At 40.6% G+C, this 12,856-nt stretch carries 12 protein-coding genes; 7 read left to right on the forward strand and 5 right to left on the reverse strand.

Annotation, left to right across the window (positions count from 1 at the left end):
- Positions 1-51: 51 nt before the first annotated feature.
- From AACH28_RS06245 to AACH28_RS06265, 5 genes are all read right to left on the reverse strand, one after another.
- A complete protein-coding gene (locus AACH28_RS06245; RefSeq protein WP_341832546.1) occupies positions 52-1,821 on the reverse strand; it encodes a RagB/SusD family nutrient uptake outer membrane protein in 1,770 nt (589 codons plus the stop codon).
- Between the two features lie 12 nt (positions 1,822-1,833).
- Positions 1,834-5,079, reverse strand: a complete 3,246-nt coding sequence (locus AACH28_RS06250) for a TonB-dependent receptor (RefSeq protein ID WP_341832547.1) — start codon at positions 5,077-5,079, stop codon at positions 1,834-1,836.
- Positions 5,080-5,456: 377 nt separating this feature from the next.
- Complete coding sequence (locus tag AACH28_RS06255; RefSeq protein WP_341832548.1) at positions 5,457-5,822, reverse strand: phosphatase PAP2 family protein; 366 nt, start codon at positions 5,820-5,822, stop codon at positions 5,457-5,459.
- Between the two features lie 114 nt (positions 5,823-5,936).
- A complete protein-coding gene (locus tag AACH28_RS06260; protein WP_341832549.1) occupies positions 5,937-6,263 on the reverse strand; it encodes a hypothetical protein in 327 nt (108 codons plus the stop codon).
- Between the two features lie 163 nt (positions 6,264-6,426).
- Positions 6,427-7,698 carry a glucose-1-phosphate adenylyltransferase gene (locus tag AACH28_RS06265; RefSeq protein ID WP_341832550.1) on the reverse strand — a complete coding sequence of 424 codons (1,272 nt, stop codon included), beginning with the start codon at positions 7,696-7,698 and terminating at the stop codon, positions 6,427-6,429.
- Positions 7,699-8,122: 424 nt separating this feature from the next.
- On the opposite strand from AACH28_RS06265, the gene AACH28_RS06270 reads away from it, so the two are divergent.
- The 7 genes from AACH28_RS06270 to AACH28_RS06300 all read left to right on the forward strand — a co-directional run bounded on the left by AACH28_RS06270 (position 8,123) and on the right by AACH28_RS06300 (position 12,850).
- Positions 8,123-9,373 carry a site-specific integrase gene (locus AACH28_RS06270; RefSeq protein WP_113660668.1) on the forward strand — a complete coding sequence of 417 codons (1,251 nt, stop codon included), beginning with the start codon at positions 8,123-8,125 and terminating at the stop codon, positions 9,371-9,373.
- 654 nt (positions 9,374-10,027) lie between these two features.
- On the forward strand, positions 10,028-10,420 hold the full coding sequence (locus tag AACH28_RS06275) for a single-stranded DNA-binding protein (protein ID WP_113660667.1): 393 nt from the start codon (positions 10,028-10,030) through the stop codon (positions 10,418-10,420).
- A gap of 43 nt (positions 10,421-10,463) precedes the next feature.
- Positions 10,464-11,537 carry a DUF932 domain-containing protein gene (locus AACH28_RS06280; RefSeq protein WP_113660666.1) on the forward strand — a complete coding sequence of 358 codons (1,074 nt, stop codon included), beginning with the start codon at positions 10,464-10,466 and terminating at the stop codon, positions 11,535-11,537.
- 51 nt (positions 11,538-11,588) lie between these two features.
- Complete coding sequence (locus AACH28_RS06285; RefSeq protein WP_113660665.1) at positions 11,589-11,795, forward strand: DNA-binding protein; 207 nt, start codon at positions 11,589-11,591, stop codon at positions 11,793-11,795.
- Positions 11,796-11,799: 4 nt separating this feature from the next.
- Complete coding sequence (locus AACH28_RS06290; protein ID WP_113661070.1) at positions 11,800-12,000, forward strand: hypothetical protein; 201 nt, start codon at positions 11,800-11,802, stop codon at positions 11,998-12,000.
- A 4-nt stretch (positions 12,001-12,004) separates the two neighbouring features.
- Positions 12,005-12,613 carry a PRTRC system protein E gene (locus tag AACH28_RS06295; RefSeq protein ID WP_113660664.1) on the forward strand — a complete coding sequence of 203 codons (609 nt, stop codon included), beginning with the start codon at positions 12,005-12,007 and terminating at the stop codon, positions 12,611-12,613.
- 18 nt (positions 12,614-12,631) lie between these two features.
- Positions 12,632-12,850, forward strand: a complete 219-nt coding sequence (locus AACH28_RS06300) for a PRTRC system protein C (RefSeq protein WP_055133022.1) — start codon at positions 12,632-12,634, stop codon at positions 12,848-12,850.
- The last annotated feature ends 6 nt before the right edge of the window (positions 12,851-12,856 follow it).

Raw genomic sequence — 12,856 nt, forward strand, 5'->3', positions numbered from 1 at the left:
CGGCTTTAGCTGTTGCGGGTGTTTTTTATTGAATGGGTTTAGACAAAAATGCTATTCCATGGTTGGATTAAATGTACCGCCCCAATCTTTATTCTGCTTGATATTTGGGTTCTTGTCAATGACCGACTGCGCGACTGGAAAGAAATAATAGGTATCGGGTACCAAATTCACTTTATTTCCTGTGCTTGGCACCTGCAAGACGCTATATTTGAACTGATTTTCTTTCAATGTGTATGTTTTGGCCAATGCATTGGCATCATCCAGATTCATCTCGGTTCCATTTGAATTTATTGCTATCGCTTCAACTCCATGTTTGGTTGTATTGTTCAGTATATTGAGCTTACGTAACCTTCTTAAATCCCAAAAACGATGTCCCTCAAAACAGAACTCAATATTACGCTCTGCCAAAATAGCTTCACGCATTTGTTCCTTCGTGGTTGCTGTTATGCCATATTTATTGTCTGCGCCCGGCTCGATTCCCGCTCTTTTCCTAATCTGTGTAACCAGGTCTAAGGCTGTCGCAAAATCTCCTGTTTCATTTGCCGTCTCAGCATAATTCAATAGGACCTCGGCATAGCGCATCAACACAAAGTCGACATCATACTGAGTTTCCACTTCGGTTTGCTTTAATGACAGTTTGGAATTTTTTAAGATAAAAACCCCGCTATATCGATCCAAATTAGACGACGGAGTTTTTGCCTTCGGGTTAATGCCAAAGTCATCTAAAGCCGGAGCAATACCGACAGAAGTGTATTGTCTTTTGCCGGTCTTGCCGGAAACTTCATAGATTTTGGCATTCCACACAATAGACTTGTCAAAACGCGGATCGCGGTTTTCCCAATAGGATTGTAAAAATTGATCTTCTGTTTTATGGTATTTACCCGTTTGATCGGAATATAACTTTCCATCTTTCATTGGAAAAGCTTTTACAAATTCCCAGGATGGAACAGAACCTGCCGGCCCTCTACTTTCGGATCCCGGACGTACACCATTATCCCAATTGGCAACTTTATTTGGATAGGTATTAATCACAGCAAAAACAACCTCTGGACCCTTTTCTACCAGCGCAATATTGGAATAATCTGAAGTCAAACTATAGCCATCCGCCTTCAGCTGATCATAAGCTAATTTATTTGCGGTATTGGCCTCCTGCCAATAGGCATTTCCATAGGGATTGGAAGGGTTAAACTGTGGAGAAGCCTTATATAACAATACCTTTGCTTTAAAAGCGGCTGCAAAATCACCATCAATTTTCCCATAATCTGCCGTTCCTTTTGCAATTGTTTTTGGCAATTGTGAAATAGCCTGATCCAGATCTTTAACGATCAGCTCAAAACATTCTTTTGTCGAATTGCGGGGCACATTAAGATCATCATTTTTTAGGTCTTGCGGTACAGTAATATAAGGAACACCGCCGTGGATCCTGACCATGTTAAAATACATAAAGGCACGCATAAACAACGCTTGGCCAATCACCGTTTTTTTAAAGTCGTCTTTTAATGAAGTACTTTCATTGACTTTCTGTATGGCCGTATTGATTTTCCGGATGGTTGTATAATCCCATGATTTGTAAGAACCATTGTTGACGGTAACCGCATCCAATGGAAAAGCGATGCCGATTAGTTGTTCCGAATTTCCGTCCGCACCAGAATTCCAGTTACCAAATAGTGGATATAAATTGGCAAGATAGCCGTTCACTAGATTTGGATCAGCCCATACCTTAGCCTCATCCAGCGAATTGAGGTCCTCAATGTCCAATACATTTTTACAGGAGGACATGCACAAGGCCAATGCAATTAAAGGATAATATATTTTTTTCATCTTTTTTTCATTTTAAAATTTAACATCAAGTCCAAACGTAAAGGTTTTCATGACTGGATAAGAATCATACAGCTTTTGTTCGGGATCATGAAACTCTTTCATTGGCGAAAAAACAAACAAATTGGTCCCATTAAAAAACAGATTGACATCTTTCACACGCAATTTCTCTGTCATGCTTTTCGGCAATCGATAAGAAACATTAATGTCACGTAAGCGCAAATAGGCTCCATTTCTTATCCAGAATGACGATGGGGCTGCACCGGATTCGGCCCAGCCAGAGTATCCTGTTGGTCGCGGATATTTGGCGTCGGTATTATCCGGTGTCCAGACATCGGAAGCCCAAATTGGATAATATGGACGGAAAGTATCGCCGTGCTGGCGCATTCCACCGCCTTCTTGATTGCTGATCATGCGATCGTAAGCAAGAACTCCCTGAAATAAAGCCGAGACATAAAAGCCCTTCCAGCTCGCATTGAATCCAAACCCATAATTGATGCGCGGAGAATTATTGTCCGACAATAACTGCAAATCGTTATCATCAATTTTCCCATCCGGGCCACCTGAATAGTTCGCCCCCTGAATGTCTTTATATAAGATCATCCCAGGAAAAGGATCCCTTCCGTAGGTCTTAAATCCTTTTGCTTTCAACGCATCAGCTTCAGCCTGTGTCCTAACCAAACCAAGGGATTCTAAGCCGATTATTCTATTCTCAGGTCGTCCAATTCTGGAGCGAAAGTTCTGCGGTTGGCCCGATGCATAAGAAGGTTCTTCGTCAATGATGTCCCAACGGTCTTTGGCATACCCCAGATTGGCATTGAGACCATAAGCCACTTCACCAACCTTGTCATTCCAATTAAAAGAAATCTCGCCGCCTTTATAACTTCTCGCCGCATAGTTTTCAGGAGCAAGTGCACGACCGTAATTGTCAGGAACCTTCAGCGATCTTGGACCAAGAATATTGGTTTCCTTGCGTGAAAACAGATCAAGGCTACCGGTCAGCTTATTATTAACAAATCCAAAATCTAAACCCAAGTTGACACTCTTAGAAGTTGTCCAGGTTAGATTTTGTGTTGGGGTTGCACCATATGCAATACCATTATAATAGCGGTCACCAAACATATAGCCGCCCGAGGTGGTATACTTTTCTAAATAACCAAATTGCCCGATTCGATTGGCATTGACATCCAAATCGTTACCCGTTGTACCATAAGAAGCTCTGAACTTCAAATCCGATATCGTATTTTTTATATCCGTAAAGAAGTTTTCGTCCGATACACGCCAGGCTGCTGATACTGAAGGAAAAAATCCCCAGCGCTTATCCGTCGGAAATAATGGTGAACCATCATAACGAAAAGAAAACTCCGCAATATATTTATCCGCATAATTGTAGTTGGCACGCCCGATGATACCACGTCTCGAATCGATCGTTTCATTGGCCGTTGTCGACCTAAAGTTGCGATCTGTAGGATAAATAAACATTTGATCTAGGGCTGTAATTGGATTTTCTGCCCGTGAAGTGACATAAGTCCCTCCTTTTTTGGACTGTTCATAAACCAATGTTCCGTCGACGGAATGTTTACCAAACTTGCGGTTATAGTTTAAAAACCAGTTTACCTGATATTCCCACAATCGTTGTGGGCTGTAATCCATGAAAGGCTGGCTCTGACTAAAAGTAAAAATATTAATATTCGCTTCTGATGGCGGAGCTGGTATAAAGCGGTTGTCATTCGGGTTTAAAGAAGTAAAGGTATAGTTCTTTTGAAAACTCATATAACGCTTGCGCATATAGTCTTGAGCAATGTAACTTCCGACAACTTTTGTCGAAAGGCCCTGTACCAATTTATCCAGCTTCAAGTTTAGGGTCATAATAGGATTGACCTGCCGCACTTTACGGTCTATATAGCGATCCCCGATGACCTGATCGATCACATTCCACGCCTGCCAGCTTCCCATAGGCGTCTGTACAGGATAAGCCGTAGGTGTATTGCTCGGTGTTCCGTCTGCATTCAGGTAAAACGGATACATCTTTGGCCAGTTGAATGTAACACGGTAGAAATCGGATACATCAAAATCATCATCGTTCGAAGATGTGCTGAATGGCCAAAAAAAGCGCTTCGAATTCGTCTGGTTGGCTGAAATATTTAAATCCATGCTAAAATCTTCGGTAATCTGTGCGGAAATATTGCTCCTTAGATTAAATTTCTCATGATCCAAAGATTTATAAGATCCATTTTCTTTACGGTAGCTCAGCAAGCTATAATAAGTAATTTTGTCGCCACCCCCATTAACCGATATGGATTGTCGATGTGTAAACGGATTGCGCCAGATAACGTCATTAGCATTGTAATTTTTGTCCTTGAAATAATCAAACTCTTTTTGTCCATTGGGGATAGAAAGACCACGAAATTCGGCGACCCGGTTTTGATAAGTGAGTTCATCTTGCGCAGTCGTTAAATTAGCAAGGAGCTCCTGTGTTGGCGTATTGAAAGTATAATTACTTTGTACATTAAAAACAGGGGCTTGCGCCGTTCCTTTTTTTGTCGTTACCACCACTACGCCATTACCGGCCCGGGTGCCATACACTGCGGCTGTTGCAGCATCTTTTAAGAAGGTCATTTGGTCAACCTCGTTCGCTTCAAGCACATCGAATGCAGCTTTATCGCGAACCACGCCATCAATTACATAGAGTGGCTCGGCAAAACTCCCCCGTATACGCAAGCTCGACGATGCTCCGGCCATCCCCGAAGTATTGGTGACATTGACACCTGCAGCTCTACCGGCGAGTGAATTGGAAAGATTTGAACTGGGGATGTTTTTTAACTGTTCTGCATTGACGGTAGCGACCGAACCGGTAATATTCCCTTTCCGCTGCTTACCATAGCCAATGATCACGACTTCTTCAAGTGCTTGATCACTCGATACCATGACCACGTTCACATTACCTGCGGAAACGGCCACCTCCTGTTTTGTAAACCCTTGGTAGTTCACGACCAAAACATCACCGCGCTTTGCGCGAATAGAAAAAACACCTTGTTGATTGGAGGACGTTTGAACGGATGTTCCTTTGACGGTGATGGTAGCACCGGCTAATACCTGACCTTTCTCATCTTTGATGATCCCTGTAACCTGATCCTGATCGACAATAGCATTGATCGGATCCAGATTCAGCGCGTAAGAATCAGGCTGACTAAACAGCAGGCAGAGCCCCAAAAGGCTAATGGGTCTCGCCTTTCCATGAAGAAAAAAATTTCTCATCATAATTACAAATTGGTTTAAAATAATAAAGAACCGTAGGGTTCAACTTTGGTTTATTGACTTTGCATGTCTTTCTTTTTATAAAAAACAGCAAAAGTGGATTAGATTGTCTATTAAATTTAAAAAACAAAATCTTATTAACGAAACTAATATGATTTTTTAATCCAAAATTCACAGAAACGTTACATGCTTAAAACAGGGAATGGAAATGCCGGACACAGCAGTCCCGATCTTCAGGTAGGACACCTAAAAACGGTAGTGAACACAGGGATTTAAAGTGGATTTATATCCCTGTACGAATAATATCTAGGAAATTTTATTTTCAGGCGAGCCGAGTACGATCAATGTAGAGGCTCCGAATGGGACTTAAAAAAAAGAGCCTAAAACTGTAAGCTGGCATTTAGGCAAAATTGCCGTCCATTATAGGTTGGTAATACCACATAACTCTTTTTTGAATTCTGCAATCGACTGTCTACCAGCGGTAGCAACCAATAGGCGATTTTAGTACTTAAGATCCCGACCCCAGCTCCCATAGCGATATCCGAGAACCAGTGCTTATCATTGTGCATCCGCAGATAACCGGTACCCGCGGCAACAGCATACCCCGCTATTCCGTACCAAATTGACTCCTGTCTGTATTCCTGCCAAAGTAATTCCGCACCAACAAATGCAGTGGCAGCATGCCCTGAAGGAAAGGAATTGTTCGCTGAACTATCGGGTCGCCAAACAGGTATAGTAGATTTCATAATTCTCACGGTTGAAGTCATGATAATATTGGAAACCGCCGTTGTGAACAGGCGTTGTTTAAGGTTATGTTTCGCAGGTACCCCGACCGCATCCAGCACAAAAACTCCGGCAGTTCAAGCAAAACGTGTGAAATCGTCCAACTTAATTTTTTGATTGTTCCTTCTCGAAACGCCGTCTCTAATGTCTTCATCTATCCCTTTTAAAAAGGGATTCCCTTTGGCAACGATACCATAGGTGATCAATCCTACAGGAACAGCCAGTTCTTTGTAAGGAATTTTCTTAAAAAAATGAGATCTGCTGCTCGAATCCGAAGGTTGTTCCGACAAGATCTGCGCAAATGAGGTAACCGGCATTACAAAAAGTAAAACCAGTAGCCAATAAAAAACAATCTGTTTCCAGTAATCGATCATTTTAGCCTTAAAAAATTTTATAATGCGCAAAGATAATATTTATAAACTACCTCTTTGACAGTATTAATCCATACAGCACGGCAATATTGGGCATCAATCTCCATTTTATCATTAAACAAAGGAAAAGTAACGAAAGTCCGCTGTTTTAGCTTTTAAATAGACGGCGGACTTTCGCTTCAACATATATAAATGATCAAAATCCTATCGTAACACCATTGGCAATGATAGCATCTTTTTTCACAACAACGATGCCGTCACAGATCATATGCGTATCAAAATCGCCATCATTCAAGCCCGGTCCACCAATGATACGAACGTCATCTCCAATACGGCAGTTCTTATCCAAAATAGCATTTTCAATATAACAACGTTTACCCACGCCTACCGGTGGTGGCTTTTGTGTATTTCCCAATTCCAATACTTCTTCCAATTGCTCATAGTAATCTGTTCCCATCATGTAGGTCGATTTAATAACCGTCCCTTCACCAATACGGGAACGTATCCCAATAACAGACCTCTCCAGTTTATCTCCATTTAAAATACATCCATCGGCAATTACCGTATTATTCAAGGTTGTCCCCGAAATTTTCGAAGGTGGAAGCATCCGCGCACGTGTATACACGGTTTCATTAAACAGGTTGAAATCCGGAATGTCATCCGTTAATCTGATATTGGCATCAAAAAAGGATTTGATGGTTCCGATATCGGTCCAATAACCATCAAATTGATAACTTAACACGCGAAGTGCTTCAATGGCATCCGGTATAATTTCCTTGCCAAAATCCATCCCGGGGTTGGCAATTAAAAGGTTGCGCAAGATGTTTTTTGAGAAAACATAAATCCCCATGGATGCCAGATAATGTCTTCCCTGCTTATGCAAAACCTCGGAGACCTCTGAGGTCCAATTTAATACTTCATCCTTATCGGGCTTTTCAACAAAAGCGGTAATTTCATTTGCTTCATTCGCTTTTAAAATACCAAATCCTGTAGCATCCTTACCATTGACTGGTATAGTCGCAATGGTAACATCCCCCCCATTTTCAACATGGAAGTCAATCAGCTTCGAATAATCCATTTGGTATAACTGATCACCAGACAAGACAAGAATGTAGTCGTAATCTACATTCAGGAGATGTTTCTGCGTTCGCCTAACGGCATCAGCCGTACCCTCAAACCAACGATCGCCCTCATTGGTCTGCTCAGCAGCCAAGATGTCAACAAAGCCCTTACTGAAAATGCTGAAATTGTAAGAATTTTTGATGTGTGTGTTCAAAGAGGCTGAATTGAACTGCGTCAGTACGAAGATCTTATTATAGCCAGAATTCAAACAGTTCGAAATCGGAATATCGACCAAACGATATTTTCCAGCTATTGGAACCGCTGGTTTCGACCGTTGCTGTGTCAATGGGAAAAGGCGCGACCCTCGACCTCCTCCCAATACAAGGGAAACTACTTTGTGTATCATACCTCAATCCATTAATTGGTTATAAAATTGTTATCTTCAAGAACAAGGACCTGATCAGGTTTAGTCTCGAGATTCTTTAAATTCAGGTTTAAGAATCCTTATTAAATTAGCAATTTTCCGGATAAGAAGCAAACAACAATTTTAATCAATGATTCTTTTCACAAAAAAAGATTAGTAAAAAGCAAAAATAAGCAAAACGATTAAAACCGTTGCTATACAATGCTTTATAAAACAGTAGTCTTAGTTTGGAACTCGGTGTCTGATAGGTATTGGGCTTGAAAATACAAGGTTAGGTTACTAATTCGTTACCGATTAATAAAGGTAACAATATAGCTTAACTGATTATATTTCAGTCTTTTGCACCCATTTTTACATTCCCTTGTAACTCAATGTAATTTAATTTTAAACATTAAACATTTGAGTTATGGAACAGACAAAAAAGTCCACGTTTAAACTACTTTTCTATTTGAAAAAGAACGAACTGAAAAAGAATGGTAATGCCCCGATTATGGCACGTATTACCATTGATGGAACAGCTAAAACTTTCGGGACAAAGTTAGAAATAAACCCCAATAATTGGGATTTAAAGTACGGAAGAGTTGAGGGTAAAAGTGCGCAAGCATTGGGCATTAATAAAAAACTCGATAATATACGTGGGCGTATCGACAAGATTTATGAAGATATGCTCAAGCATGAGGGCTTTGCTACCGCCCAAAAAGTAAAGCTCTCATTCTTAGGTGTTGGTGTAATGGATGATGCAATACTAAAAGTCTTCAACGACCAAAATGAGGATTTTAAAAAATTGGTCGAAAAGGAAGAACGTTCGCAAAGTACCTATAACAAGTATATCACAGTTTACAATCATCTTACTACCTTTATAAAGGAACGCTATCATCGTGATGATATGGCTTTTCGGGAATTGACTGCCGATTTTATCCGTGAATTTGATTTTTACCTCCGGTACGATTTACAGTCTTCCCATAATACGGTTTGGGTTTACACTATGCCTGTATTAAGTCTGGTAGAGCTGGCTATTAAGAAAGGCTTGATACGTGATAATCCGTTTCAGGATTATGAAATCAATATGGAAGAAACCGACAGGGGTTATATACTTAAAGAAGACGTAGAAAAACTGATGATGTGCGTACCATCGCACCCACGGTATGAACTTGTAAAAGACCTGTTTATTTTCAGTTGTTTTACCGGACTTGCTTATGCGGATATAAAAAAACTAACAAGGAACAACATTCAATCTTTCTTTGACGGTCATCAGTGGATTATCAGCAGAAGAAAGAAATCCGATATTGCTTCCAATGTTCGGTTAATGGAAATCCCTAAACGCATCATTGAGAAATATCAAGGTACAACAAGGAATGAATTTATCTTCCCGGTTCCGACCAATGTAACCTGCAATACTCACGTAGGTAAATTGATTGTCGAAGCGGAAATCATTACGGAGCAAAAGGTAACTTTTCACACAGCAAGGCATACTTTCGGAACAATGTTTTTGACCGAGGGCGTACCGCTTGAAAGCCTTAGCAAAATGATGGGACATAAAAACATTTCAACCACACAGATTTATGCTAAAATCACAAGCCAAAAAATCAGTAAGGATATGGATTTAGTTGCCCCAAAATTTCAGGCTATGGAAGAAGCATTTTTAGCGGCAATCTGATTAGCTTTTATTACTCCACAACAGAGCAGAACTTAACGGTTCTGCTTTTTTTATGCCCATACTTTTTGTAGCCAAAGCACATTTACTTTCCTAACGCAATCCCACCGCAGTAAAAGAGCTTTTGGTTACTTCCGAAACAGAAAATTGAAAAATGCCCTCTTCCGCTACTCCTTTTTGCCCGCATTTTTCAAATCCCTGTTATGGTGGCTTACACAGCCACACTACTAAAAAAACATTTATAAATCCAGCGAATTGGAAGTGTTATTTCAATTCACTGGGAACCATTTATCAATGCCATTTTCTTAGACTTCCACAATTTTTTTTATCCAAAGAACCGTATGCTTTTTTGTCCCATTTCAAGAGCAAAGGTATTTCCGTGTTCTTAACGCCGACAAAAGGTCAAGCAAGTTTGTAAAAAAATCTCCACCCGTTGGGTAGTATTTGTTTTCCAAAACCTTGTGTCGCCTAAACACGAACCTTTTATGCTCGTGAAACGAAACATAGCATACTCCGGCTCTTTACACGAATAAAAAAAATGTCAGATACGAAAATTAAAAGCATTGAAAATGGTAATGAAACGAAACAGCACCTCCTCTCATTGCCGAATAAATCAAAAAAAATCAAATCAAAATCAATCACTAAAAATCAAAGGATATGAACATCACAGGCAGACTGACAAGAGATGCGGAAGTACGCACATTGTCGAACGAAAAACAGGTAGTAAACTTTTCAGTAGCGACCAACGACAGCTACCGTAACAAGCAGGGCGAACGAGTAGAGCAAACAACCTACTTCGATTGTGCCTATTGGATTTCTGCAAAGGTGGCAAGGCTACTGACCAAAGGCACTTTGGTAGAACTCACAGGACGAGTAAGTACAAGGGCGTGGGTAAGCAAAGACGGAGAAGCAAGAGCAGGTCTGAATTTCCATACCTCAAACATCAAACTGCACGGAGGTAGCAGGAGAACCGAAACCATACAGGCTACTGCACAAGCCGATAATAACAAGGTTACAGTACAGGGAACAGATGACGACCTCCCATTTTAATCAAGAACATTCAATCATTTTTTAACATCAAAATTTTATCAAAATGGCACATAATATCAATTTCAACGAGAGAACAGGACGTTATTCATTTTTCAGCGTTCAGCAAAAAGCGTGGCACGGATTAGGGCAAATCGTGGAACAATACCCGACAAGCGAGGAAGCTATCAAATACGCAGGGTTAGATTACGAAGTCGTAAAATCCCCACTATTTACAAAAGGTTCGGGCATTATTGAAACTGCCAACGGCATAGAGATAGGCAGTAGCGAATTGGAAGTACCTAACTATTTCGCCAACATACGCACCGATAACAATGCAGTATTGGGCGTAGTCGGTAAGGATTACCATATCGTACAAAACCGTGAAGCCTTTAATTTCTTTGATGCTATTGTAGGCGGTGGCGAGGGCATTCTGTACGAAACCGCAGGAGCGTTAGGCAACGGAGAACGTATTTTTATCACAGCCAAATTGCCCGACTATATCCGTGTAGGGAATGGCGATGATGTAACGGAAAAGTACATTTTCCTGACCACTTCTCACGATGGTAGCGGAAGTATCACAGCCGCATTTACTCCTATCCGTATCGTTTGCCAAAACACGCTGAACGCTTCGCTACGCAGTATGACCAATGTAGTCCGTATCAAACATACTTCGGGAGCAAAACAGCGTATCGAGAACGCTCACAAGATTATGGGACTTGCCAACACATTGAGCAACCAATTAGAGGGCATTTTCAATAATTGGGCAAAAGTAAAAGTAACAGACCGAGAGGTAAGAAAGTTAATCCAATTGGCACTTTGCCCGAATAAAGAAACTTTGGATTTAATCAAAAAGGGGGCGGAAGATGAAATTTCCACCGTGTTCAAAAATGTCGTTGAGGATGCTTTTGCGTATGCAATGATAAGCGATACACAGCAAATGGACACTACCAAAGGCACATTGTTCGGAGCGTACAACGCTGTTACAGGCTACTATCAGAACGTAAGAAATTATAAGAACGATGAAGCCAAGTTGCAAAGTATTGTATTGGGTGGTACTGCCCAACTCAAATCACAAAAAGCATTTGAATTGTGTAGTGATTTTGCCTTAGATGGTGCGGAAATCCTAAACCTTAATTAAATAACAACAGGCTACCGCCTTAATCGGTGGTAGCCTTATAAAACAACGGATATGAAAGCAAAAACAATAGAGGAAGCAAAAAGTATGGCTAAAGACAAGAGCCGTGAAACACAATACAAAGACGAAGCTATTTACATCATCTATTGCAGTAGAACCGAGTATTTCTATGTAGATACCAATAGCCTAATACGACTTTGGGAACAGCTATTTGGCTATTATGAAAATGGAGTTTATACCGCTGAAAAATCACACTCATAAAGCTATGCAAGTAACAGATTTGAACGGTTGCCCTATTGAGATAACAAACCTTAAAGAAGCCATTAAAATGGCAAGGCAATATAAAGAATACCGACACGAGGACAAAAGTTTTTCAGAGTTCGACAAAAAGCTAAAAGCCTATTGGACGGATATGTTTGAGAAACTGACAACAATAAAACGATTAGACGAAACTTTAAAATTTTAGAACAATGAACACAAATTTTTTCAATCAGATACAGCAGTTGGACTTTACAGGAGTTTTACAACTGAACATTTCAAAAGGAATAGAAAGCAACTTAATCGTAACAGTATTGCTCAACAACGAACAATGCGGAGATAGTGCCAAAAACCTTATTCCCCCATTGACATTTAACGCCACACCCCAAGAGTTTGACGAGGGATTTTTTGAGCAGATAACCACACCTATACAAAAGGTATCGGGCTTAATGGTGGATATGGAGAAATTCTTAAAGCAATTGGAAGAAGTTAAAAAGCAATCGGCAATCGAGAAAGAAAAAGCCGAAAAGGAGAAAAAGGAAAAAGAAGCCAAAGACAAGAAGTTTAAAGATGCTATGGCAAAGGCTGACGAGTTGGAGAAAGAGGGCAAGTTCCGTGATGCGTGGATGAAAGTACCCGATATAACGGAGTTCCCCGAAAAAGCGGACGAGATACGCAAGCGTAAAACATCATTGTCCGACAAGTTTGCCACACCAAGCCTTTTCGGGGCAATGGAAGAAGCAAAACCCGAACCGCAAAAAGAGGAAGAAGTTACTGCCGATTATCCTATTGATGAAGCGGACGAAGAAGAACAGTATTAACACTTAAAAACGACCATTATGTTATTAGCAACCCAATTAGAGCGAGTATTTATCCTCAATGATAAAGGACAGGACATCAGACTGACCGACCCAGAACCACGTTGGAGCGTGGAAGCCGTAATGAATTTTTACGCCAATATGTACCCGATTTTGACAACAGCAAAAGCATCCGCACCGCAAATCAAAGATGATGCGGTAGAGTACAAATTTGAAAGCGTAATGGGTACGAAAGGTTAAACAAAA

This window comes from Sphingobacterium thalpophilum (assembly GCF_038396785.1).
Taxonomy (GTDB): Bacteria; Bacteroidota; Bacteroidia; order Sphingobacteriales; family Sphingobacteriaceae; genus Sphingobacterium; species Sphingobacterium thalpophilum_A.